Raw genomic sequence first — 24,039 nt, 5'->3', positions numbered from 1 at the left:
GTGAGGGGCAAACTAGCTCAGCCGATAATGTCGGTTAGGCTTCAGCGCCTCCGGTTTCTCCGCCTCATCGTTCATGTCCCGTAAATCACGTTCAATGGCCACGCAAATAGCATCCAGCGGCAGGTCGTTATCCTCGGTACCAAACGGATCTTCCAGCTCTTCGGCCAGCGAATCCAGAGAGATAAAGGTATATGACACAAACACGGAAACAAATGGCGTCATGTAGTGCAGGTCGGTTACCAGGGCAAACGGCAGCATAATGCAGAAGATATACACCGTGCGGTGCTGAATCAGGCTGTAGGCGAAGGGCATCGGCGTAGACATAATGCGTTCGCAGCCGCCGGACACGGCCGACAGTTCGTTCAGATGATTGTCCAGGCTGCGCCACAGCACATCGGAAATCACACCATTCTCGCGCTGTTGATTCAGCCAGCTTCCCATCAGCATCAAAATGCGGTTACACGGCGCGTGGCTTTCGCTGACCCAGGCCAGATCCTGCGGGGTCAGGTAACGGCTAAGCATTTCCTGCTGCGGCTTTTTACGTAGCGTCATGCGCAGGCTGTTGCAGAAGGCAACCTGTAAATTCACAAACCGCTGCACCGCCTCAGGCTGATCCCCCGCCAGCGTTTTTACCTCACGCAGCAAAGAGCGCGAGGTGATAGCCAACTGTCCCCACAGCAATCGCGCTTCGTTAAAGCGTGCATAGCAGGCGCTGTTGCGGAACCCGAGGAAAATGGCGATCGCCACGCCGAGAATGCTAAACGGCGCAATGGTGAGCTTGATCCCGAGGGTTTCATACCACGGCAGGAAGAAAATAACGCTAATAGAAAGCAGCAGATTCAGCAGCAGGCGGGAATAGATTTTTTCCAGTACCGAGCCGTGCCAGACGAAGAGGCGAGCTAACCAGTGTTGAGGCGGGCGAACGATCATGATGAGTAACAGACTAGTAACAAGAGACTGTATTTAACGGCAGACCGTGACGCAGATCAATCTTTATCGCTACAGAAACTTAACAAAGGCTACCCCAACGCGCGATGGGGTAGCCGCAATGTTATCAGGCGAGTTTAAACACCGAGACGGCTTCATTGAGCCGGTGAGACTGATCTTTAAGGGAATGCGCGGCAGCGGAAGCCTGCTCAACCAGCGCGGCATTTTGCTGGGTGACCACGTCCATTTGCAGCACAGCCTGATTAATCTGCTCAATACCGCGGCTTTGCTCGCCGGTAGAGACAGCGATCTCGGCCATCAGCGTGGTGACCTGGGTAATCGACGCGGAAATACGCTTCATGCTTTCCCCAGCACGGTTCACCAGCTCGCTGCCGTTGGTGACCTGCTGGCCGGACAACTCAATCAGCTCCTTAATTTCTTTTGCCGCCACGGAAGAACGCTGGGCGAGATTGCGCACCTCGGCTGCAACCACCGCAAAACCTCGGCCTTGTTCACCCGCACGAGCGGCTTCAACCGCTGCGTTAAGGGCAAGAATATTGGTCTGGAAAGCGATGTCTTCAATGATGGAGATAATGCTGTCGATTTTGCCGGAACTGGTTTCGATATTGCGCATGGAGCCTATGACCTGGTCGACGATTTGCTGACCTTCGCTCGCCGCCGCGCGCATACCGTTAGCCAGAGTATTGGCCTGATGCGAGCTTTCTGACGTCCGTTTAACCGTGACGGTAAGCTGTTCCATGCTGGCCGCCGTTTCACCCAGCGATGCCGCCTGTTCTTCGGTGCGGGCGGACAAATCGGTATTGCCCGCCGCAATTTCTTCTGACGCATAACCAACGGTGGTGCTGGACTCGCGCACCTGGTGGATAATTTCAGTGAGCGACAGGCGCATTTGCTCGAGGCTGTGCATCATCTGGCCAATTTCATCATTGGATTTGATATCAATGGAACGATGCAGCAGGCCGTTGGCAATTTCAGCGCAGTGTGCCTTCGCGGTATCCAGCTCTTTAAGGACGCGCACTTTCAGCAAAACAAAGGCGGCGGCAAGAATCGCAATAAACAGCGCGGCAAACAGACCAATGGCGACAAAACTTGAATGAAAACCGGCCTGCGCGTCGTCGTTGAGCCGGTGCGCGTGCTCTTCCCTGAACGCCAGCAGCTTATCCAGCGTGATTTCGAATCCACGGTCGAGCGCCGGGATGGTGGCCGTGACCAGTTCAGCGCTGCGGACTTTGTCATTGGCTTTGGCAGCGTCCAGCAGGGGCTGTAGCCCACCGTCGCGGTAGGCGAGCCAGGCGGCTTTATACTCATCGGCGAGCGTTTGTTCCCCGGGCTGTTTGGCCGCCTCCTGGTAAGCCTGGAAGCTGGTGTCGGCTTTATCAAGCGCTTCTTTGGCCCCGACCAGACTCTGGTTAGCCTGCGTGGCGTTGCCGGATTCCATCTCCTGAATGGCCTGCATGGCACGAACGCGCATGGTGCGGCTGTGGTTAATGGGATCAATCACGGATAACACAACGCGGATTTCACTGTTGACGTCATTGAGGGCGTGGTTGCTGCGGGTAAGGGACCAAATGTTGGAGGCCGTGCTGGCGAGAAAAATAAGTAATAGCGTGCTGAAAACCAAAATCGAAAAACGCCTGACTGACATACTAAATCCTTAAGTCGGTGAAATATTCTTTTCCCAGGCAGCGCTGAAGGGCATTCAACACTGCTGGCCGTAGGGTTATCGGCAGCACGAAGGGGATATTTACCGGGCGAGAAATTTAGAGCACAAAGTGTAATCTTACTGTCATCTGGCTATTTTATAACTCCGGTACCTCAACCACCGATATGTATAAAAACCATGAAATTAAAAACACTTGCCTTACTTTGCAGTACCGCTTTCCCTCTGGCTGTTTACGCTGCGGATGCACAGGTTGATCGTTACGTTGTCACCTTTCCGCAAGGGGATAGCGTGGCCTATAAAGGTGAATATGCCGCTAACTTCCCTCATGGACTGCCGGTCGGCGTAGGTTCGGGCCTGACCTTTATGGGCAAGCAGGGCGACGACCTGATCTTTACCACCGTGACGGATCGTGGTCCCAATGCTGACTCGCCGAAAGCCGGGAAAAAAGAGTCCAAGATTTTTGCCAACCCTGATTTCACGCCGCTGCTGATGACCATCCGCGTGAGCAACGGCAAAGCCGAAGCTATCGACGCGAAGCCGCTGCATGATGCGCAGGGGCCCATTAGCGGGCTGCCGCTGCCGGAAGGGCTAATTGGTGCCACCAATGAAATTGCCCTGAGCGATGCGTTGCAGCAGTTGAAGAGCGACAAACGCGGGCTGGATACCGAAGGCATCACGCCGGACGGCAAGGGCGGTTACTGGTTGTGCGATGAGTACGGCCCGTTCGTCATCCATGTCGATGCTGACGGCAAAATCCTGAAAAAATATGGCCCGCAGGCTGAGCACGGTGAACAGGGCGTGGCGGGCGGATTGCCGAATATTGTCAAATGGCGTCAGCCTAACCGTGGGTTCGAAGGCATAACCCGTATGCCGGATGGCCGGATTATTGCGGCGGTGCAGAGCACGCTGGATATTGACGGCAAAACCAAAAACAGCGCGCAGTTCACGCGCCTGGTCAGCCTCGACCCGGCGACCGGTAAAACCGAAATGTACGGCTACCCGATCGACGTGGACGTCTACAAAAAAGCCAAAGATGCCAAAATTGGCGACATCGTGGCGCTGGATAATCACCGCCTGTTGCTGATTGAGCAAGGCGGCGACAAAAACAAGCAAATGCGCAATCTGGTCTACGTGGTTGACCTGAATGGCGCCACAGACCTGGCCGGGTTCGATAAAGAAAAAGCCCCAGAGTTTGATGATGCTGAGCAGTTGAAGGCGCGCGGCATCAAGCTGGCGAGTAAAAAAGAAATTGTCGACCTGCGCAAGCTGGGCTGGCAGCAGGAAAAAGCCGAAGGCATGGCGCTGATTGATAACCAGACGATTGCCGTGATCAACGACAACGACTTTGGCCTGCAGGCCGTGCTGGCGAACGCCGACGACTATCAGGTGGACGGCAAAGGTCACCTGCTGAAAGACGGTGCGGAAGTGGCGACCAAAATCGAGCTTAAGCCACTGGAAAAACCAGAATCACAGAACGATTTCTGGGTGATTAAGCTGCCCGAACCCCTGAAATAATCTCTGCCCTTGCTCCTTTGCCAGCCGACAGGGGAGCAAGCTATTAAAGCCAGGCCGGCCAGGAGCATTTTAGAGAAAGGAGTGGCAGGAAAACACGGTATACTGTATATAAACACAGTTATTGTAAGAAAAGGGAATGTTGATGCAAAACTTCTTCTCCGCCACGGCGCAATGCCGCGTGCGCTATCTGGATTTACCCGGCGGGGGTGTGCCACTCCTGTTCATTCACGGCCTCGGCTGTGCCTCCTCTTATGAATATCCCCGCGTCGTCAGCGATCCGGCCTGGAGTTCCCGCCGCAGTATTCTCATCGATTTACCCGGCAGCGGCTACAGCGAAAGGCCGCAGGAATACGGCTACAGCACCCGTGAACAGGCAAACGTGGTGGCCGATTTGGTGGAGCATTTAGGATTAAATCGTTTCTTTTTGTACGGCCATAGCATGGGCGGCAGTATCGCGATTGAAGTCGCCGCCGCCATGCCGGGGAAAATTGCGGGGTTGATGGTGTCGGAGCCCAATTTCCGTGCTGGCGGTGGAATGTACAGCCGCATGATTGCCGCGCAGACAGAAGACGAATTTGTGGCTCATGGTTACCAAAAAGCCATCGCAGCTAACGAGGCGAATCCGTGGTCCGGCAGCCTGCAAAATAGCGATCCCAGGGCGGTATGGCGCGCAGCAGTCAGCCTGGTCAGCGGCATAGAGCCGGACTGGCATCAGCTTTTTGCCCAGCTAAAGATCCCCAAAACGCTTATTTTTGGTGAGCTTTCGCTGCCGGATGAAGATTTCACCGCTTTCCAGAAGGCCGGGGTGACAACTGCCATCGTACCGAGCGCCGGGCATTCCATGTCGTGGGAAAACCCCGCCGGGCTGGCGAGAGTGCTGGCCGAACAGTGCAGAGCGTAATAAAAAAGCCATCCCGAGGGATGGCTTTACGGTTAAATCGCTAACTTTTTATTTAACGCCTCAATCTCTGCCCGCCACTGCTTTTGCAGCGCCGGTTTCTGGTGCTTTTCCTTACGCGCCACGTCCTCCGCCAGCTTTTCTTCCAGCTCGATAAGCCGTTCCAGCAGCGCATCGCTTTCACTGTAGCGCTGAGTTTGAATGACAGATGGCTCTGGTTTGGCTTCGGCCACCAGCTGCCCGGTTTCCTCGGCGGTCAGCAGGGCATATAGCGCGTCCAGGTCGTGCCATTCGCTTAACACGCCGTTATCCACCAGCCAGAAGCGGTTACAGCCTTTGGCGATCAGCTCGCGGTCGTGGGTCACCAGCAGCACGCCACCTTCAAAGGTTTGCAGCGTTTCCGCCAGCGCCTCTTTGCCTTCCATGTCCAGGTGGTTGGTCGGCTCATCCAGCATCAGCAGGGAGTAGCGGGCCAGCGTCAGGCCAACGAACAGCAGCCGCGAACGTTCTCCACCGCTCAGCGTACTGACGGTTTGCTGGTGCCGCAGCCACGGGAATCCGGCGCTGATTAACGCCATTTTCCTGTCCTGTTCGCTGAGCGGGGCAAACGGTTCCAGTGCAGCCAGCAGAGAGTCACCGTCGTTAAGCTGGTGTAGCGTCTGGTCGTAATACCCCATGTGCACGCGAGGATGCAGGCGAATAGCGTCCTCACGTTCCGGCTGCTGGTACTGCTGCCAAAGCAGGCGCAGCAGAGAAGACTTGCCGCAGCCGTTCCGGCCGATCACCGCCACGCGGTCGCCGCTTTTCACCCTTTGTAACGGCAGGGTAAACAGCGGCTCACACTCCGGCGCGGGCCGAACCTTCAGCGCTTCCAGCTCGAGCAGCCTGTCGGCAATCAGCGCTTCGCCTTTCAGCTTAAGCTGCCACTGGCTGCCCGCCGTGAGCTCAGTTTGTTCGTCCTTCAGCCGGTCGATGCGCTTTTCCATCTGCTTGGCTTTTCGGGAGAGGTCTTCGTTGTCGTAGACCCGGCCCCAAATCGCCAGCCGTTTGGCGCTGGCGGTAATGCGGTCGATTTCCTTCTGCTCCGCCTGATGGCGGTGGGCGTCGGTCTTGTCACGTTCTTCCAGCGCGCTACGTGCCTGAGAACACGGCAGAGCGAAGAAATGCAGTGAACAATCGCGCAAAATCCAACTGCCGTTGGTGACGTTATCCAGCAGGCTGCGGTCGTGTGAAACCAGCACGAAGCTGCCGCTCCAGCTGCGCAGGAACTGTTCCAGCCAAAGCAGCGTGGGCAAGTCCAGGTGGTTACTGGGCTCATCCAGCAGCAGCAAGTCTGGCTCGCTAATCAGCGCTCGCGCCAGCAGCAGGCGAGTATGCTGCCCGCCGCTCAGCGTGCCGGCGGTCAGCCGCCAGTCCGTTTCGTTAAAGCCCATGCTTGCCAGCAAAGCTTCTGCCCGCCAACGTTCGCTATCACGCTGGTTTTCCTCAATTTGCGCCAGCACGGCATCGAGCATGGTCATCGCATTAAGGCTTTCCGGCAGGTGCTGTTCGACCCTTGCCATCAGGCAGCTAGCCGCGCGAGTCACCGAGCCGCTGGTGGGCAAAAGGGTGCCATCCAGCAGTTTCAGCAGGGTACTTTTGCCGCAGCCGTTATGACCGATCAGGCCAATACGGTCGCCTTTTTTCAGGGTAAAAGTGATGGACTCCAGCAGCGAACCGAAAGCGGTGTCGAGGTGCAGAGACTGGGCGGTTAATAAAGTGCTCATATGTGCTTACTCAAGAGTTATGGCGTGCAAACGCCTCGTCGTATAACGCTGACGATAACCCGGTAAGCCCGAGAGAAGGGATTCAGTAAGTTTCTTCGCTCAAGCCGAAGTTATCGCAGCACGGAACCGATAACGCTTGAGCAGAGACGATCGCCAAAAGTATGCGAACGGTTAAAGCGCTCACAAGACATCATGGGGATCCTCCTTATATTCGTTGAGTGGATGGGTAGGCGGATTGTAGCGGGAAAGTTAATGGGTTGCCACCTGCCAGAATTTGTTGCGAGTCACTTTAGTGCGGCGTCGCTGCTTACCCTCACCCTAACCCTCTCCCTGGAAGGGAGAGGGAATAAGCAGTGTCTTCGGTAGCGTGTTTTCCCCCTCGCCCCTCTGGGGAGAGGGCCGGGGTGAGGGGCTGACGCCCCCAGCGTGACCGTGTTGTCCTGGTTCGGGCAGAGGCAGGCCAGCGCGGTTAACTAATACACCCGCCGCCGGACGGCGTGGAAGAGCTTGACGGAAAACTGCTGTACGTCGACGTTATTTGCCGCGTTGTCTGCGGTATTGCCGCATGACCGTATAAACAGAGCAACAGCGCTACAGAAATATGCGCTAATTTAATTTTCGCCGTGTGAACCGGCCGCGGTTGACAAAACGGAGACGAGATACGGCCAGCCTTTTTATCCGGAAAATAATGTCTTCCCTTATTAAAGGCTGATACGAACGCCCCCTTGCGGGGGCGATGTTTGTTTTTTCAGGCAGACTAAGAAACCTGTTTTTGGCATGTCTCTCAGGCTGTTATTGCGGCTGGCTTATTCGGTATAGGCTTGAGCAATAAAGCTAAAAACATATTCACCCGGGGTGACGTTTTGTGGGACGTCTGCGCCATTGAAAATAACTATCTCTCTACCACTATTAGTCATAGTGGTTAATAAGGAGCTGGCACCCGTAACCTGGTTTGCAGCTGCAGGCAAATAGGCTGTATCCGTACTAACCTTCTTCGTATTTGTTTTATCTATCTGTAGGATAAGTTTAGTGCCGTCATCTTTAGCGTTGCTATATACAGTTCCGTCCTCGTTGATAATGGTTTCGCTCCCCCCCGCAATTGAAATCTTAGTGTTCGCCTCGGATGCGTCGACGTATAATTTAAAGATTTGTCCAGTCCCCACGTTATCTTCTGGAATATTATTTGCCACACCCCCTGCGCTCAGAGTTATTCTGCTGTCTTGTTTGACTACAACGTCAGCCTTTGTCGTGACCGGGGTGCCCTGAAAATTAATGGCAGAGGCATTAAATGCAAATGCTAGTGGGCTTAAGATAATTAAATATTTAAACATTACTGTGTCACCTGTAATTTAAAATTTTATGAATGTAAGTGAAGGGTTATTCTGTATAGGCTTGGGCAACGAATTCAAAGGTGTAAGTGCCGGGGAGGGTATACTTCTCTTCTGCATCTGAAGCTACAGTGATATCTAAATTGTATATATCCTCACCTTCTAATAATAAAACTCTGTTGTAAGGATCTGAGCTACTGCCGACAGGAAAAAACTCTTGTTCATTAGTTATGTGTTGAGTATATCCTGACGGCAGATAACCTAGTAGAGAAATAGGTCCGCTACGCGTATTACGGACGGCTCCAGTCTCTGCAATGATTGTTTCATTCGCACCAGTAAGGGCTACTTTCGTCGTCGCATCCGCACTGACATTAATGGTAAATAAACGATCGCCGGGTTTTACATTACCTTCTGAAGTTAATGGGTTTGAGGTGGACATAGATAACGTACTTGTTTTAACCACTGTCGGTTTAACGTCAAGGGAAAACACATCGTCGTTAATCCAGGTTGGCGCCGCCAGGGCCGTGCTGGCGGAAAAAATACCGGCTGCCGTAAAACAGGCAAAAAATAGTTTCTTTCTCATATTCATATTCTAAGTTCCCTATAGATGGAGGTTGTGGGGGTAATACTTACGGATAGCAAAATCAACCCAAAGGCAAAGCTTACTATCGCGAATGAATACTCCTGGATACGGCGGCGATTTTCCTTCTGTAAGTGTTTAATTAAGCAACGATTAAGACTTTGATGAATGTTAATTTATCTTTAATTGAGTGGGCTATTGATCAGGATCATATCAAGGTGCATTAATATGGCGCGTGAGAATTCGGGCGGGGAAGCGAGGTTTAATTCGTTTAGTTATGAGGAGTATAAATAAAAGGTGAGTTTAACACTACGGGTTTTATTAACCCATCGGCGTAATTAATATCCGCGACGGAAATGCATGCCCTATAATATTGCCGTTACAGCAGCAATATTGGTGATGACGATAATAAAGAACCCGCAGCAGAATAGTTTGCAGATAGCCTCTCCCAGTGGGAGAGGCAGAAGGAGAGGGAATAAGCAATATTGAACTCGGCTTGTTTCCCCCTTGGCCGGAGTGAGAGGCAAACGCTCTAATTCACCCCAGCAGCTTTACCAGCGTCTGCCGCTGCTTCTCATTAATATCCAGCGGGTTTTGATAGCCGATATTCTCCGTTGCACGTGTATACAGCGCGACCAGCCAGTCATACACGTAGCTGGCGTTGCCGCGTGTGGGCTGCTCGCCCAGTTTCGTCAGGCGGCGACTGATATCCGCCTGCGCGGGCGGTGCAAACACGGCCTGGCCTTTATTGACACGGCTTGCAGGCCGATCGGAAACCGTCACGCTGGCGTAGCCCAGCCAGGCAATAAAATCACCCAGCACCGTACTGGCGCGGGAAATATCCAGCTCAAGCCCGGAATCGCCGTTTTGCATGCTGCGTTCCAGCCTCATCGGCACATCCAGCCGGTAGCTGGCGACGATCAGCACATCGCACAGCGCCTGAAGCTGAACGCTGTCCAGGCCAAACTGGTGCGCCGCCTCCCGACGCTGGCCCAGCAGGCGCAGGTGGTTAACCCAAAGCTGGTGCACGGCGCGGGCGTAGCTGATGCCTTCGGTCTGGGGGACAATCTGCTCGGCCGCATCGGCAAACAAGTCTATCTCCAGCGCAAAGCCTTCCGGTTTAGGCTGATGCTGCTGTTGGTGCTGCAGCCATATCTGCTGCAGCGCATCCCGGGATGGCACCAGGCTTGCCAGCAAATCACCGTGCTGGGTTGCCCGGGCCTGCAGAGCTCGCACCAGATCTTCTGCCTGCTGGCGAGCCTGTTGCGGAGTGGCCTGCTGCGCGTCAATAAAGCGCTGGAACAGCGCGACGGTTTGCGCTTCCAGGTCGTTGCGCAGGGCGGCGAGGCGCTGTTCACGGCGGGTGCCATTAAGTGCATCAGTCAACCATTCCAGCAGGCGATGCATGTTTCTGCTGTCGAGCGCCTGCAGCGTGCCCCAGCGCTTGCCAGGGTTGCCGATCAGGCGCTGAACGCCGTCATCCAGGCTGGCACCCAGCGTAAAACGGGCATCAAACGGCGTGATGGCCCAGACCAGGCCCGGCAGCGCGCTGTGCCCCGGGCTTTGGGTGCTGTCTACCCACCACGTCAGCGCTTTCCCCGTCGCCTGAACTTCACCGCGCTCGCTGACGGCGTTACACACCAGCAGCGTGTCCGGCTGAAGACGAGTGGTGTACCAGCTTAGCTGATTCGCCGGGATATCCAGTAAATCCACGTTGCTCAGCGCGGTTGGCTGGCCGAGGGTGAAAATAACTTCGGCGCACAGTTGCGCGAGGTCGTTCTGCGGCAGGCTGAGGTGCGAACCCGGCTGATTCCGTACTAGCGGGCAAACCATCACATCCGCCTGTTCCGGCGCCTCTTCAGGGCCGGAAGGTATCAGAAAACCTTCGGCAGGCAGCAGGAAGCTGTCCACCACGAGGCTTGCCGGGGCCAGAACCTGCTCCACGCAGCCCAGATGCTGCAAGGCCTGCGCCAGCCGAAGCCAGGTTTCCGTCAGGGCGCTATCTTCGCCCCACAACAGGGCGAACAGCGAGGCGCGATCTTCTGTCGAAAGGCAAGGTGCAAGCTCGGCCATGCGGTAAACCAGGCGCTCATCCAGGTGATGCTGGCGGCGCTGGAGGCGGTGGTAGCCGTACAGCAGATCGGCCGTTTGCTCATGGGTTAATCCTGGTGCAGCTGCAGACAGACGGCGGGCTTCAAGTTCAGTCAGCCGCAGGGCAACCGCACTGGATGTTGCCCGGCGGGGTGCGTCAGAGGCGTGATATCGGTTGATAAACTGCTGCGCCAGTTCGGCCTCGCTGAACAGCGTCAGCAGCAGCGGGTAATTATCCACTTCCGGCGGCTGCTGCACGCTAAAACGCACCGCCATCGCCGCTGGCGTATGTCCAGGATTGATGTGCGTCAGGTAGTCCAGGCGTTTATCGCCGAGCTGAATATCGATGCGGCCATTCGGGCTGCCCTGCAGGGTATTCAGCAGATGATTTTTGCCGTCCAGGGCGTGACCATAAATGCCCAGCGTCAGCGGAGCATCCTCCAGCGCGCTGATGCGACGGTGTCGTTCGCTCAGCTGTTGGAGGCGCGCAAGCAGGCTGTCCGCTTCATTGTCGAGCAGCGGCGAAAAAGTGCGGGTCATCTGAACCCAGTTCACCAGATGGCTGAGCGTGGTAGTTAGCTGCTTCATTTTTGGTATACGCTCCCGCTGTCTATCCAGTAATGCGTCGCCCCGCTGTAGCTGCCGGCGAGGGTATTCAGTTTAAAACTCAGTTGTTCGAGGGGGACTTTGCTGCCGTCCGACAGCCAGGCTTCGGCAAGGCTGAATGACTCCGCCTCCCTGGTCTGCTTCAGGCGCACGTTCAGCACGCCGTCTCCGGCAATTGATTTCGCCAGCTGCGGAGAGTTAATCGCCAGCGTGTAGAGCGGCGTGGCTGGCCAGCGGGCGTTATCCAACTGACGGAAGCCCAGGCAGGCGTTGCCGCGCAGCGGGAAGTGGACTCGGGTGTCCAGGTTCGCCTGCGGGCTGTCGAGATCGATATCCCGGTACCAGACATTGTCTTCCAGCAGCCGGTCGTTGCCGTCCAGCATGCCCAGATAGCGCACGGTGGAGTAGGCCTGAATATCGGCGGCTTTAAAGTTAAAGCTCGGCAGGCGCAGATCCATCGCCAGGCTGCACAGCATTGCGCCCACCGCGGCGGTAGATTTCGGGTTACCGATGCGCCCTTGCTGGCTGAACGGATACCACTCGTGGGTCTGGTAGTTATCGAGCCAGACAATGCGGTTAACCGGCACAGGCTGCAGGTGGCGCAGCAGCGCCTGCACGCCAGGCAGACAGCCAGGGCGACCGGTGACTAACAGCACGTCGCAGCAATAATGGTTGATCACTTCGCACAGCGCCTGCAGCGGGGCGGTGAGGGTGAACTGGCCCGCCAGCAGTGCATCCTGCAGCGCGGCAATTTCCGCCTGCAGCGGTACGCTCATGATGTCGAACTGCGGCGCGTCGGCAGGCAGCTCGTGCTGCACCGCCTGCTGAACGTAGTTGATCACGTTGCGGGTTGGCTGCTGGGTCAGTAGCTCGCCGAAGGTGGCTTCCAGCACCGAATCCGGCGCTTCCGGGTCGCTCTCTTCCCAGAAAGAAAGCACCGCATGGCCAAGCGGAATAAATAGCTGGAGCGCGGTTTGCTGGCGCAGCGTGGCGCGGGTGTCCATGCGGCCAGATTCCCCGAACAGCGTGGTCATCAGGCCTGGTGCGTCAGCAACGCCAGCTTTGTGAATGTGCGCCTGCAAGGCAGGCAGGACGCAGCGCTGAATCACGTCCAGCAAAATATCGTCCCCGGCGACTTTAAAGCCTTCACGGAACAGCAGGCGCGGCGCGATTTTCACGTTGCTGCCCACACCGTCGTCCAGTTGATACTGGGTGATGGCCATATCGGTTGTGCCGCCGCCGATGTCAATCGAAGCCACGCGCAGGGTTTTACCGACGGGTTCGTCCGGCGTCAGGGGGCGGTCAGGGCGGGCGAGGCTTTCAAAGAAGCGCCCGGTTTGCCCGGCGTAATTCACCAGCGCCTCGTTATACAGCCAGACCAGTTGGCCGCAGGTGGCTTCGTCCCACTCCATCTGCACTTCTGGCACCGGCACGATACTTTTCTTTTTGTCGCGCTCGAGGGTGAAGCCTTCGTCGGTCGGGTGCCAGTCCATCGCTTTCCACACCAGGCCGACGGCCTCCTGCATCCGCTGGCGGAACAGTTCGCGCTCAGGCTTCGGCATTGCAGAAGGTAAAGTCAGGATCAGGTTGCGCAGTTGGCGAGGTGAGGTCGGGTGCCCCATGCTCTGGCGGGATCCTATGCTGTTGATCTGCATCAGCGCCTGGGAGAGCAGCTCGCACAGCATCAGGGTCATCAGCGAGCTGCGGCTGTACTGCGGCGAAAACACCGGCAGGCGCTCGTCCATCGGCAGGGCGTACAGCGGCTGGCCGTCGTCGTTCATCAGGTTCATCAGCGGGAATGCGGTCGCCAGCGGCTCACGCTGGGTTTTCACACCCATTTGACTGAAGCGCCAGTCCTGGCTGGCTGGCGTGACGTCCCACAGGTAGCGGCGCGGGCTGGAGATCCCGCTGGCGCCTTCTGTACCGAGGCGAGCGCAGGCCATGCGGCGGGCTTCGTCGCCCACGCGGGCAATAGACGGCCAGACAAAGGCGTCATCGCGCCCGCTTTCAACGGAGAAATGCTGTTTGCCAAATTTTGCCTCGCTGAACTCAAGGCGGCTGGTAAACATCGCGTCGTTGATCAGCTGCGGCTCGCTCAGGGAGCGGATCTGCAGCTCGGCGGTCTGGCGCAGACCGTCGTTTTCTTCGCCGTGATCTTCGATCAACACGCCGCAGGTGTGGGTGTTGCCCACATCCAGCACCAGATCTACGTCAATCGGCGGGGATTGCAGCGTGGCGGTGACGATCTTCACTTCCGGGACGGCGAGCTGGTTGCCGATAAGTTCCAGAATGTTCAGATAATGAGCCTGGTATTCAAAGGCTTTCATCGCGGCGGCGAGTTCACGCTCGGTGCGCTCTTCCACACGCGTGGCAAACTGGGAGAAGGTTTCGCGCAGCCAGCCGTCCACCCAGGTCTGGTCGAGGAAGTCTTTGATCTCGTGGTTGTGCCAGGCCAGCGCAAAACGGGCGCCGTTGCGGACGTCATTTTCCGTCGGCGCCAGATGGGCGGCGGGATGATCGTCCGCGTAAATTTTGCTGTCCAGCGCGATGCTGATACGCACCGTATTTCCTGCAGAATCTGGCGTTTCCAGAACACGCACCTGCACGCGAGCCCAGTTATCCGGGCCGCCCACAAAGGTACGCGGTGGGTTAAAGCGCAGGAACGGCAGCGGCAGCCAGGTTTTATCCATTACCCGCAGGGAGTGGCCAAGCGTAATGGTGCTTTCGGGTTTCACCACTTCTGGCGCGGTGCCGTTTTCGCCCGGCAGGGTAAATTTGCCGGGCACAACATCGTAATCAAGGCGTAACAGCGGGCCGTTGGCCGTCTGGCGTACAAAGCGCCCGGCGTGGGCGGCGTTAGTCTGCGGCGCAAGGCCAAAGTCCAGGAACTGAATGCCGCTGTCTTTGATGAGCGTGACGCTCGGCTTGTAGTGAAAAAGGGTCGCCAGCATGATCAGTTACTCACTTTTCGGAAGGTGATCGGTATGACTTTGTCGCCTTCATAGCGGCCGGTGCAAACGGCGGCACCGTTGCTGCCGGTTTTACAGGTCACTTCCGGCATCGGGTAGCGGCTGCCGTCGCTGCAGCGCGCGTTACCGCGGGTTTTAATCATCAGCGCGCCGTTCTGATGCAGGCCGGAAAACACCTCGGCTTTACAGACAATGTTGTCGCCGTGCACCAGGCGCACCGTGCCTTTGTTGTTGGCTATCTGGTAGCGAAGACTTGGGGCTTTACCGGTGATTGGGTCACTGAAATCGATCTGTGCTCGCCAGGTGCCGTTGAGGAATTTGGTGGAGCCAATTTTCACGGCTTCTGCCGGTAGAATTAACGCATTCTTCGGCACGTCTGCGGCCACGACAATCGGCTCAGGATTTTCTTCTGGCGCGGCAACCGGCGCTGGCTCAGGTTTAGGCGGCACCACAACTTCGGCAGGCGTCAGCGGCAAAGTTGTTTTCGCTACATCGACGGCCTGAATGGGGGCTGGCGCAATAGGTGTAGGCGGGACTTCGGCCTGGGCGGTTGCCACCGGCACGGTCTGGTTCTCGCTAAGCAGCAGATAACCCACTGGAGCCGCAACGGCGACGGCAATCACCGCGGCGACCGGCAGCAGCCAGCGGCGGCGAGGCTTCGCAACTACAGCGGCAGGTTCCGGGCGCGGGGCTGGTTTTTCTTCTTCGGCTGCGGTTTTTTTCACTGCGGCGAGGCTATAAACTGGAGAATCATCATCCACCTGAACCGCCATCGGGGTTTCAAGCAGCGGTTTTTCGGGCTCGCTAATTTCTACTGGCAGCGGCTCCGGCTCCGGCATCGCTTCTTCAGGGATAAACGCGATTTCAGGCTCGCGCGATTCCACCACCCGCAGGCACTCCAGCACATCGTCCCGTGCGCCCTGGTTAAGATTCACAAAACCCCAGAAGGTGATCACCGGCTTGCCGTTCACCAGATAGACGTGCTGGCTGCCAGGGAACTGCAGGGCTTTTTCCAGCAGTGCGCCAAAGAGGCGGATCGAGGTTTTCTCCGCCTGCTGGCAGCGGGCGCTGAGCGAGGCCACGTTAGATAAACAATTATCCAGATAGCGAAGGGCGGTGCGACGCTCTTCGTCGCTGGCGGCGGCCCAACTGGTGACGCTGCCTTCCTGAGGCGCATACCAGTCGACGCGGTCGCCTTCGTCGTTCGGCTGGGGAATGGCCAGCGCATCGGCGACGGCCTGCTGTTTACGAAGGCGTAATGTTTCGCGTATTTGAAACGCGGAATCAAACACTGCCTGACCGTTTTCGCCCAGCGCGAGAAAGTCATCCAGGCATCCGCTGCGCAATAATGTTTTTGCCACGTCATCAATCCTGCTGTTAACGGCTCACCCGAGAGCCATCTTCACGCTTTACAGTTTAACGAAGCGGCCCTAAGTCAAACGGCAGAAGAGACGCCAAAATGGGTAAATTATCTGGCTATTAGACAAAATGGGACGGTAAGATGCGGGCGATACTTACCTGCGAGTAAGTCACTTACTGGCGGGTAACTTCTTGACCAGAAAGAAAAAGATAGACACGATGAACCCAGATTTCACGGCCACCAGGCCAGAGCTTTCCCTCTAACCATGTCGAGAAATATTATGGCTAAAATCGCTGTTATTTACTTTTCCGGATACGGTCACACTAAGCGTGTGGCAGAGCATGTTGCCCAGGGGGCAAACGCCGAACTGATTGCCGTAGACAGCAACGGTGATATTCAGGAAGCGGACTGGCAAAAACTGAACGACGCCAAAGGGATCATCTTTGGGGCGCCGACCTACATGGGCAACGTGCCGTGGCAGTTTAAGAAGTTTGCCGATGCGTCGTCCAAAGTCTGGTTCACCCGTGGCTGGCAGGACAAAGTGTTTGGCGGTTTCACCAACAGCGCCAGCCTGAACGGCGACAAGCAGGTGAGCCTGCAGTGGATGCAAACTCTGGCTTCTCAGCACGGCGGTATTTGGGTGAGCCTGGGCCAGTTGCCGGCGAACACGCTGGCGGCGACCCGCGAAGACGCGAACAACCTGGGCGGCTCAGTTGGGCTGCTGGTGCAGTCTCCGGCTGATGCAGGCGCTGAACAAATTGCCCAGGGTGACCTGGACACTGCCGTGAAGTATGGCGCACGCGTGGCCGATATTGCTGCCCGCCTGAGCTAACGACACCTTTCTTTTCTAAAGCGCCTGCGGGCGCTTTTGTTTTGCCATTCCCTCAGTAATTACCCCTGGTTATTGTCAGTTGTATTCACCAAATAAATACTTATCATGATAATTATCATGGTGACTATATACATGGGGATTACCCGATGCATGACGATAAATACGACATTATCGATTTTCCCGACCGTCCGCTTGGGATGCGCCTGGCGATGCTGGTGCGCCTTTGGCGCGGCATTGTGGATGATGCCGTGGCGTTTACCGGTCTGACCCAAAGCAGCTGGACGACGCTGATGCAGCTCAGCGTGGCGGGGGAGAAAATCACCGTCACGGATCTGGCCCGGGCGCAGGGTATCGACCTGCCGCCTCTGACGCGCACGCTGGCGCAGCTGGAAAAAGAGGGCTACGTCACCCGCACGCCGGACGAAAAAGACAGGCGGGTGAAATTTATCTCGCTGACGCCCGCGGGCCAAAAAGCGATTAAAGCGGTAAGTGAAACGGTGGAGCGCTGCCAGGCGCAGGTCGCGCAGGGCATTCCGGCGCAGCAAATAGAACAGTTCAGCCAGACGGTAAACCTGCTGGCCGCCAACATGATCAAAATTCGATAGTTCTTTCACGTCGGGCTTCCCGGCGTATTTCTCATTTAGCGAGTAGTTATGACCCCTGAACAACGATTTACCCGCTGGGTAAAAGTCACGCTGGCGCTGTTTGCCGCGATGTTTTGCTATTTTCTGGCCGCCGACATCTGGGTGCCGCAAACCCCGGACTCCACCGTGATGCGCGTGGTGACTCCGGTGTCATCCCGCGTATCGGGCTATGTGACGCATATCTACGTCAGCAACAACAGCGTGGTGAAAAAAGGGGATGTGCTATTCGACATCGACAATAAGCCTTACCAGAATCAGCTCGAGCGCGCGGAAATTGCCTATCAGCAGGCGATACTCGACAACCAGCAAATTGACGCCCAAATCAGCGCCGCACGGGCAAAAATCAAAGCTGCTCAGCTGGATGCCGACAACGCCGGGCGCAGCTATCATCGCTTTAACGGGCTTAGCAGTGGCAACCTGATTTCCAAACAGGATCTGGACGCGGCCTTTACGCGCTGGCAAAGCTCGGTGCAAAACGTCAACAACCTCCAGGCGGCGCTGGCACAGCTGGTGATTTCGCGGGGTGAACATGGGGACCAAAACGTTACGCTGCAAAAATACCGCAACCTGCTGAACGACGCCCGGCTAAATCTGGATTACACCCGCGTGGTGGCCAGCAGCGACGGAATCATCAGCAATTTACAGCTAAAAGAGGGCTGGTATGCCGGGGCAGGTTCCCCCGCGCTGGCGTTAGTTAACAACAAACTCGATATCGTGGCCGACTTCCGGGAAAAAAGCCTGAGTAAAACCCGACCAGAAACCACGGCGGACATCGTTTTTGATGGCCTGCCGGGGCAGGTTTTCAAAGCCCGGGTCACCAGCAAAGACGCGGGCGTTTTGCCGGGGCAGCAGGCTATCAACGGGCAGCTCTCCGCGCCGGAAACTTCAAACCGCTGGGTGAGGGACGCGCAGCGTATGCGCATTCATTTGCTGCTTGAAGACGGGAAAACGCCAGATCTGCCGGCTGGGGCGCGAGCCACGGTGCAGCTCTACAATTCGCCTTCCGCTTTCGCTTCGTTTATCGGCGGGATGCAAATCAGGCTGGTGAGCTACCTGCATTATGTTTATTAAATTTATTCTTGGCCCGCTGAAGCGCAATGCGCCGACGCCGTTCAGCGGCAATGATTTCCGCCATATGCTGCGCATAGTCATGGCGGGCTGCGTGGGGATGTTCGTCTACAGCTGGGTTAACACGCAGTACGGGGTGTTCTATGTGGTTTACCCCATCATGCTCACCGGGCTGGTGCCTGTTTTTAACGGACATATTGCCCGGCAGATGATCGCCAATGCGCTGCTGAATTGCGTGGAAATGACGCTGCTGTTTGCGGTGCTGGCGAATTACCCGCTGCCGATGACGCTGATTGTGTTCCTGATGTACATGACGCGCTTCTACCTGATGAGCCGGGGGCCGCTCTTCCTGTTTGGCTCCATGGGCGTGGTCTGTTTAAGCGTAATGGCGAACTTCCTGAGCTACCCGACCACCGACATGAGCGACCTGATGTTTTCTAACATCATTGGCAGTCTGTTAGCCGTGGGGCTGTCGGCACTTAGCTGTTATTTGCTGCCGGACGTCGAGCCGCGCAAGCCGCCGCCTGCGATTCAAAAGGACGGGCCACGGGTAATGCATGAAACGCTGCTTGCCTCGTTAACGGCGACCATTTTATTCACCGTGTTCCAGGTCTATACGCTGAATGACTCCCTGGCCGCGCTAATGGCAGGTATTTTTGCCCTGTTCCCCATGCATTTTCGCGGGGCGATCCTTTCGTCCTGGTGGCGCATTGTTGGGGTGATTGCCGGGTGCCTGTACGCGATTCTGGTGCAGCTGGTGATCTACGATTTTAGCCGCCATCTGATCCTGCTGATGCCGCTGATTAGCCTCGGCCTGCTGCTGGCTGCGCGAATTCACGTGTTCGAGAAGGTCGGGCCGGGCGTGGGCTTTTCTATTCTGACCACGCTGGCGCTGATGTTCGGGCAATACATGCATCCTAACCAGGATATCGTTTTTAGCGCGCTGTACCGTATTTCATCGGTGTCGGTGGCGATTGTCGGCACCCTGGCCGTGACCTTTATTATCCATAAGATACTGAATAACTTTGCCTCAACGCGCTATATCGTTAAATGACGCTAGTCCTGTTCCGGCCAGTCGCGGGTAATGCCGGGCTGGACAGGGCGTTCGAGATAGGTAGACAACACGATATACGTCCTGGTCGCTACCACGCCGTTGATCTCATACAGATGCGCCAGCAGAGCCTCAAGCGCCCTTGAGTCCTCGGTGCGGACCTTCAGCAGCATGGACGTGTCCCCGGCCACGGAATGGATCTCTTCCACTTCCGGGTAGGCGGAAATTCGCAGCAGATCCGGCGTCTTCCCCCAGCCTTTGGTATCAATGTGGACAAACGCCAGCAGGGATTTGCTGATGGCCTTCGGGTCGAGCAGTGCCGCCGTCTGCTGGATCACCCCGGAACGCTTCAGGCGTTTGACTCTTTCGTGTACCGCCGGGGCGGAAAGCGCGACCTTTTCCCCAAGTTCGGCGTAGCTGATGGTCGCGTCCTCCACCAGCGCGCCTAATATTCTTCGGTCGGCGGCATCAAGAGTTCGCTCTGCCGCACCGTTCTGCTTAATACTGTCTGTTTCTTTTTTCATATTGCCCCTGGCTAATGACGCTGAATTTCATTCGGATAAAATTGGTTTTTATCGAATGTAAGTCAAGTTTAATCATTGCCAGGAAGAAAAATGAAAAACAGCCAGTGTCTGGAACTGCATCCAGAGCCGTCTCTGTCTCCCGCCAAAGCCGTGTATGTGCTGACCGGCTGCGTCGGCGTTATCGGTGCTAACTCAATGGTGCTGGGGCCGATTGCCCCGGCAGTGGCATCGTCTATCGGGGCGGGTGTGCCCACGGTGATGATGGCCGCGGCGGCTTTTGGCCTGGGGACTGCGGCGAGCGCACTTTTCCTGGCTCGTTTAATCGATTTAGTCGGGTCGGCGCGGATGCTCAAATTCACCATGATGCTGCTGGGCGCGGCACTGCTGCTTTGCGCGGCTTCGCCTTCCGTGGCGGTATTTATTGCCGCCCAGTTGATTGCCGGGATGGCTTCCGGTATCGCGCTGCCCGCGATTTACGCCAGCGCCGCCGCTATCGCGGAGCCGGGGCGTGAAAGCCGGACCATCGGCAAGGTGCTGACCGGCTGGACGCTGAGCATGATCGCCGGCGTGTCGTTTTCCGTGGTGCTGACGGAATTGTTCAGCTGGCGCGCGGTGTATGTGTCCGTGAGCTGTCTGGCGGCCCTGGCGCTGATCGCGCTTGTCAGATTGAACATGCAGGATCGCCCGGCGGGGGGCATGGCGCCTTCACCGCTGTCTGCCCTGGGGCTGCCGGGTATCAAATCGTTGCTGGTGGTGTGTGGCGCGTTTATGACTGCGTTTTACGGGATTTATGCCTACCTCGGCGATCACCTGCATCAGGATCTCGGCCTGCCGGTGACGGCCAACGGCGGAGTGGCGATTGCCTATGGGGCAGGGTTCGGCTGTGCCGCCTTGCTCAGCGGGATGGTGGATCGGTTTGGCCCCAAACGCCTGATGCCGCTTGTACTTTTGGTAGCCGCCATTGTTTACCTGGGCCTGGCGATGCTCGGCAGTTCGCTGCTGGGTGTTATCTGCCTGCTGTTTGTGCTGGGTCTGGTGAACCACCTGGGCGTGAACTTACTGATTCAGCGCCTGACGGCCATCGACCCGGCTAAGCGCGGCACGCTGATGGGATTAAACAGCGCCGTGACTTATCTCGCGGTGTTTGCCGGCAGCAGCAGCTACGGGCCGCTTTATACCGATCATGGGTTTACCACTGTCTCGCTGGTCTCTCTGGGGCTGATGATCATCGCGGTACTGACCTGTCTGTGGCGTGATTTCGCCGGGCAGGGCGCGAAGGTGGCGGCTGAGTAGATGTTCGCACTCCGAGTTGAAGGCCTGTACCCACAGGCCTTTTGGAGTATGGGAGTCGATAGCTAAATGTTAAAGCTCAGACTGAAAATAAGTCTTAGCATTTTGACCAGCCGGTTATTAATTCACTTATGAGAAGCGCTTCCGGAATTTCTCCGCTGGGCATTTGGCATTGTTGAGGGGAGGAGGCTCCGGCGCCAAGAAATACCGATGTTGTTAGGTTTTTTGGGGCTTGAATATTGATGTGATAACTGCCATCACAATATTTGTATTGCGAGTTGGCCGGCAGCCTCAGATTTTTCACTATAAGTTTAATTATTCTTTCTGGTGAGCTGGAGAACTTTTCGCCAAAATGGTACACACCTCTATTGGCATCGAAGAAAAAATAGCCCCATTGAGGTTGACTAGTGCAGTGGAATGGAAATAACCGCCTTCGCTATTATCATGGGTTAATCTTGTTTTTAAGATGATCGCTTTATTTTTGCTAAGACCGGAACCTCCACACATAAGGCGTATATCGGTTATGAGTTGCTCGCCATTGCTGAATGAATATATTAGGTTAGGGCTGGTTTTTCCTAAAAGAAACTGTTCTTGTTGTTTTATTCTTTCGAGTATTACTGGATAGCCATTAGTATGACTAGCCATATATTCTTTGTATAAATTGTGTAAGTTGATGCTCAGTTTAAAAAAAGCATCTCTATTCTGGATAAGCATCGTCTTGGCAGTAGGGGTAGGTGAAAGAGTTTCACTGAGCGTCTGAGTTGCCCAATACAAGGCCGCACCAAAACACATTCCACCCCCATTATAATGTTTGTTTATGTATTCTTTATAATCTTTGCGGATATTAACAATCGGTTTTGAAAAAGAAACAGCAAGAGCCCCCATAAATTAATCCTTTTTTTTGATCTGAGGTTTGAATAAATGTTCATACGGATTATAAGATGAGGGGGAGTGTATTCAAGTTATTTTGCCTTAACCATTTTTGGCTTCTTAATTAATTCTTAATCAATATGAAAAAACATACGGCCAGAGGTCTGGATGATTTTTCAGCATGTGATTTCGATATTGGTTCGATGTCCGCCTTAACCGCCACTATTGTATAGAAAGGGAAGCTTTACCATTTGCTTGTCGCTAAGGGCTGTGCTGTTATTACTGTGAGAAATAATAAGTAGCTCAACCATTTGGCAAGCAAATAAAAGGCAAACACTATGTCTAAAGGGAAAACACTGCTCGGTCTGCTGCTGAGCGCGCTCCTCCCGGCAGGAAGCGCGATGGCGGCAGCCAACAGCACGCTGGTTTACTGCTCCGAAGCCTCTCCTGAATCCTTTAACCCGCAAATTGCCAGCTCCGGCCCAAGCTTTGTCGCCAGCTCGCAAACGCTGTACAACCGCCTGATTGATTTCAGCCTGACCGACAACACGCCGGTACCGTCGCTGGCGACGGAATGGAAAATCAGTCCCGATGGCAAAACCTATACGTTTACCCTGCGAAAGGGCGTGAAGTTCAACAGCAACAAGTTCTTTAAACCCACGCGTGACTTCAATGCAGACGATGTTGTGTTCTCGGTCATGCGCCAGAAAGACGCCAACAACCCGTACCACAAGGTGTCGCAGGCGAACTACGAATACTTCAACGACGTCGGCCTCGACAAGCTCATCGTGGACGTTAAAAAGCTGGATGACTATCACGTCCAGTTCACCCTGAGCCAGCCTAACGCGGCGTTTCTCGCCGACTGGGGCATGGACTTTGCCTCTATTTTGTCTGCGGAGTACGCGGATGCGATGCTGAAAGCCGGGACGCCGGAGCGCGTGGACAACAACCCGATCGGCACCGGGCCTTACGCGCTGCAGGACTACAAAGTGGATTCGGTGATTCGCTACGTCGCCAACCCGAATTACTGGAAAGGCGAAGTCCCGACCAAACACCTGATTTTCTCCATCACCCCGAATGTGCAAACCCGGCTGGCGAAGCTGCAAAAAAATGAATGCCAGATTATTCCTGCGCCAGCCCCGGTGCAGTTTGACGCCATCAAGGCGGACAAAGACCTGGCGCTGCACAGCATCGATGGCCTGAACGTCGGCTACCTGGCGTTCAACACCAGCAAGAAGCCGTTCGATAACGCGCTGGTGCGCCAGGCGCTGAACTATGCGGTGGACAAAAAAGCCATCGTCAACGCCATCTTTATGGGCTCCGGCTCGGTAGCCAAATCGCCGATCCCGCCGACTATGCTGGGCTACGACAAGGATCTGAAAGACTACGGCTACGATCCCGAAAAAGCCAAAGCCTTGCTGAAGCAGGCCGGGTTGGAGAAGGGCTTTGATACCGATCTGTGGTCCATGCCGGTGCAGCGACCTTACAACCCGAACTCGCGGCGCATTGCGGAGATGATCCAAAGCGACTGGGCGAAAGTGGGCGTGAACGCCAAAATCGTTACCTTCGAATGGGGCGAATACCTGTCCGGGATGCGGAAAGGGGAACACTCCTCGGCGCTGTTTGGCTGGATGTCCGACAACGGCGACCCGGATAACTTTGCCGATACCCTGCTGGGCTGCGGCAGCGTTGCCAGCGGCTCGAACGTCGCTCGCTGGTGTGACAAAAACTACGATGCACTGGTACAGAAAGCGAAGCTGACCAGTGACCCGGCTGCCCGCGCGAAGCTCTACGTTCAGGCGCAGGAAATTTACTATCAGCAGGCGCCGTGGATTGCGCTGGCGAACGGTAAAACCTTCTACGCAACCCGCAGCAACGTGAGCGGGTATACCGTTAGCCTCGCCGGAAGTGATTTCTCTAAAGCGAAGCTGGATTAATTGATATCGACCCTCACCCCGGCCCTCTCCCTGGAAGGGAGAGGGGGAATACAGATGCTGGTTTTTTATTCCCTCGCCCTGGGAAAAGGGGTTCTCTTT

General features: G+C 55.8%; 18 protein-coding genes. 8 read left to right on the top strand and 10 right to left on the bottom strand.

The genetic code is table 11. The features are described from left to right. Window positions 1-12 precede the first annotated feature (12 nt). Both LH23_RS17490 and LH23_RS17485 read right to left on the bottom strand, forming a co-directional pair. Window positions 13-930 carry a bestrophin family protein gene (locus tag LH23_RS17490; protein WP_039293928.1) on the bottom strand — a complete coding sequence of 306 codons (918 nt, stop codon included), beginning with the start codon at window positions 928-930 and terminating at the stop codon, window positions 13-15. Window positions 931-1,054: 124 nt separating this feature from the next. After that, window positions 1,055-2,593 (bottom strand): methyl-accepting chemotaxis protein, encoded by a 1,539-nt coding sequence (locus LH23_RS17485; RefSeq protein WP_039293925.1) that lies wholly within the window; start codon window positions 2,591-2,593, stop codon window positions 1,055-1,057. Window positions 2,594-2,788: 195 nt separating this feature from the next. Here LH23_RS17485 and LH23_RS17480 point away from each other — a divergent pair, with 195 nt between their 5' ends. Next, on the top strand, window positions 2,789-4,126 hold the full coding sequence (locus LH23_RS17480) for an esterase-like activity of phytase family protein (RefSeq protein ID WP_039293923.1): 1,338 nt from the start codon (window positions 2,789-2,791) through the stop codon (window positions 4,124-4,126). A gap of 142 nt (window positions 4,127-4,268) precedes the next feature. Then, entirely contained in the window at window positions 4,269-5,027 is a 759-nt protein-coding gene (locus LH23_RS17475) for an alpha/beta fold hydrolase (RefSeq protein WP_039293921.1), read from the top strand. 32 nt (window positions 5,028-5,059) lie between these two features. Here LH23_RS17475 and LH23_RS17470 read toward each other — a convergent pair whose 3' ends face one another. The 6 genes from LH23_RS17470 to LH23_RS17445 form a co-directional block, all read right to left on the bottom strand. Continuing rightward, window positions 5,060-6,790 carry an ABC-F family ATP-binding cassette domain-containing protein gene (locus LH23_RS17470; protein WP_039293918.1) on the bottom strand — a complete coding sequence of 577 codons (1,731 nt, stop codon included), beginning with the start codon at window positions 6,788-6,790 and terminating at the stop codon, window positions 5,060-5,062. Window positions 6,791-7,596: 806 nt separating this feature from the next. Further along, window positions 7,597-8,121: a hypothetical protein gene (locus LH23_RS17465; protein WP_039293915.1), complete on the bottom strand. Its 525-nt coding sequence runs from the start codon at window positions 8,119-8,121 to the stop codon at window positions 7,597-7,599. Between the two features lie 46 nt (window positions 8,122-8,167). Further along, the gene (locus tag LH23_RS17460) at window positions 8,168-8,707 is read right to left on the bottom strand and encodes a hypothetical protein (protein ID WP_039293913.1); all 540 of its coding nucleotides are present in this window, start codon (window positions 8,705-8,707) and stop codon (window positions 8,168-8,170) included. Between the two features lie 528 nt (window positions 8,708-9,235). After that, window positions 9,236-11,377: a virulence factor SrfC family protein gene (locus LH23_RS17455; RefSeq protein ID WP_039293909.1), complete on the bottom strand. Its 2,142-nt coding sequence runs from the start codon at window positions 11,375-11,377 to the stop codon at window positions 9,236-9,238. Then, window positions 11,374-14,346 (bottom strand): virulence factor SrfB, encoded by a 2,973-nt coding sequence (locus LH23_RS17450; RefSeq protein ID WP_039293906.1) that lies wholly within the window; start codon window positions 14,344-14,346, stop codon window positions 11,374-11,376. Before LH23_RS17450 ends, LH23_RS17455 begins: the two co-directional genes overlap by 4 nt. Window positions 14,347-14,348: 2 nt before the next feature. Continuing rightward, window positions 14,349-15,725 (bottom strand): SrfA family protein, encoded by a 1,377-nt coding sequence (locus LH23_RS17445; RefSeq protein ID WP_039293903.1) that lies wholly within the window; start codon window positions 15,723-15,725, stop codon window positions 14,349-14,351. Between the two features lie 279 nt (window positions 15,726-16,004). Between LH23_RS17445 and LH23_RS17440 the strand changes: the two genes are divergently transcribed. The 4 genes from LH23_RS17440 (at window position 16,005) to LH23_RS17425 (ending at window position 19,322) form a co-directional block, all read left to right on the top strand. After that, window positions 16,005-16,556 (top strand): flavodoxin family protein, encoded by a 552-nt coding sequence (locus LH23_RS17440; protein ID WP_039293901.1) that lies wholly within the window; start codon window positions 16,005-16,007, stop codon window positions 16,554-16,556. A gap of 146 nt (window positions 16,557-16,702) precedes the next feature. Next, the gene (locus tag LH23_RS17435; protein WP_039293898.1) at window positions 16,703-17,161 is read left to right on the top strand and encodes a MarR family winged helix-turn-helix transcriptional regulator; all 459 of its coding nucleotides are present in this window, start codon (window positions 16,703-16,705) and stop codon (window positions 17,159-17,161) included. Window positions 17,162-17,209: 48 nt separating this feature from the next. Beyond that, window positions 17,210-18,271 (top strand): HlyD family secretion protein, encoded by a 1,062-nt coding sequence (locus tag LH23_RS17430; protein ID WP_039293895.1) that lies wholly within the window; start codon window positions 17,210-17,212, stop codon window positions 18,269-18,271. Continuing rightward, window positions 18,261-19,322 (top strand): DUF2955 domain-containing protein, encoded by a 1,062-nt coding sequence (locus tag LH23_RS17425; RefSeq protein ID WP_052050320.1) that lies wholly within the window; start codon window positions 18,261-18,263, stop codon window positions 19,320-19,322. The genes LH23_RS17430 and LH23_RS17425 overlap by 11 nt, the downstream gene beginning before the upstream one ends. A 2-nt stretch (window positions 19,323-19,324) precedes the next feature. Here LH23_RS17425 and LH23_RS17420 read toward each other — a convergent pair whose 3' ends face one another. After that, the gene (locus LH23_RS17420) at window positions 19,325-19,843 is read right to left on the bottom strand and encodes an Lrp/AsnC family transcriptional regulator (protein WP_039293892.1); all 519 of its coding nucleotides are present in this window, start codon (window positions 19,841-19,843) and stop codon (window positions 19,325-19,327) included. A gap of 90 nt (window positions 19,844-19,933) precedes the next feature. Here LH23_RS17420 and LH23_RS17415 point away from each other — a divergent pair, with 90 nt between their 5' ends. Next, window positions 19,934-21,136, top strand: coding sequence for an MFS transporter (locus LH23_RS17415; RefSeq protein ID WP_039293889.1), 1,203 nt, complete (start codon window positions 19,934-19,936; stop codon window positions 21,134-21,136). A gap of 312 nt (window positions 21,137-21,448) precedes the next feature. On the opposite strand, the gene LH23_RS17410 is transcribed toward LH23_RS17415, so the two are convergent. Next, on the bottom strand, window positions 21,449-22,018 hold the full coding sequence (locus tag LH23_RS17410; protein WP_039293885.1) for a hypothetical protein: 570 nt from the start codon (window positions 22,016-22,018) through the stop codon (window positions 21,449-21,451). A 323-nt stretch (window positions 22,019-22,341) separates the two neighbouring features. Between LH23_RS17410 and LH23_RS17405 the strand changes: the two genes are divergently transcribed. After that, window positions 22,342-23,940, top strand: coding sequence for an ABC transporter substrate-binding protein (locus LH23_RS17405; protein WP_039293882.1), 1,599 nt, complete (start codon window positions 22,342-22,344; stop codon window positions 23,938-23,940). Window positions 23,941-24,039 lie beyond the last annotated feature (99 nt).

The organism is Cedecea neteri (genome assembly GCF_000758305.1).
In the GTDB taxonomy this organism is placed as follows: Bacteria; Pseudomonadota; Gammaproteobacteria; order Enterobacterales; family Enterobacteriaceae; genus Cedecea; species Cedecea neteri_C.
This window is presented reverse-complemented; position numbering and strand designations above follow the sequence as displayed.

Coding starts and splice junctions, on each gene's coding strand:
- LH23_RS17480 (WP_039293923.1), top strand. CDS start 2,789: ATGAAATTAAAAACACTTGCCTTACTTTGCAGTACCGCTTTCCCTCTG.
- LH23_RS17465 (WP_039293915.1), bottom strand. CDS start 8,121: ATGTTTAAATATTTAATTATCTTAAGCCCACTAGCATTTGCATTTAAT.
- LH23_RS17460 (WP_039293913.1), bottom strand. CDS start 8,707: ATGAATATGAGAAAGAAACTATTTTTTGCCTGTTTTACGGCAGCCGGT.
- LH23_RS17440 (WP_039293901.1), top strand. CDS start 16,005: ATGGCTAAAATCGCTGTTATTTACTTTTCCGGATACGGTCACACTAAG.
- LH23_RS17410 (WP_039293885.1), bottom strand. CDS start 22,018: ATGGGGGCTCTTGCTGTTTCTTTTTCAAAACCGATTGTTAATATCCGC.
- LH23_RS17470 (WP_039293918.1), bottom strand. CDS start 6,790: ATGAGCACTTTATTAACCGCCCAGTCTCTGCACCTCGACACCGCTTTC.
- LH23_RS17455 (WP_039293909.1), bottom strand. CDS start 11,377: ATGAAGCAGCTAACTACCACGCTCAGCCATCTGGTGAACTGGGTTCAG.
- LH23_RS17420 (WP_039293892.1), bottom strand. CDS start 19,843: ATGAAAAAAGAAACAGACAGTATTAAGCAGAACGGTGCGGCAGAGCGA.
- LH23_RS17435 (WP_039293898.1), top strand. CDS start 16,703: ATGCATGACGATAAATACGACATTATCGATTTTCCCGACCGTCCGCTT.
- LH23_RS17485 (WP_039293925.1), bottom strand. CDS start 2,593: ATGTCAGTCAGGCGTTTTTCGATTTTGGTTTTCAGCACGCTATTACTT.
- LH23_RS17430 (WP_039293895.1), top strand. CDS start 17,210: ATGACCCCTGAACAACGATTTACCCGCTGGGTAAAAGTCACGCTGGCG.
- LH23_RS17425 (WP_052050320.1), top strand. CDS start 18,261: ATGTTTATTAAATTTATTCTTGGCCCGCTGAAGCGCAATGCGCCGACG.
- LH23_RS17450 (WP_039293906.1), bottom strand. CDS start 14,346: ATGCTGGCGACCCTTTTTCACTACAAGCCGAGCGTCACGCTCATCAAA.
- LH23_RS17490 (WP_039293928.1), bottom strand. CDS start 930: ATGATCGTTCGCCCGCCTCAACACTGGTTAGCTCGCCTCTTCGTCTGG.
- LH23_RS17415 (WP_039293889.1), top strand. CDS start 19,934: ATGAAAAACAGCCAGTGTCTGGAACTGCATCCAGAGCCGTCTCTGTCT.
- LH23_RS17475 (WP_039293921.1), top strand. CDS start 4,269: ATGCAAAACTTCTTCTCCGCCACGGCGCAATGCCGCGTGCGCTATCTG.
- LH23_RS17405 (WP_039293882.1), top strand. CDS start 22,342: ATGTCTAAAGGGAAAACACTGCTCGGTCTGCTGCTGAGCGCGCTCCTC.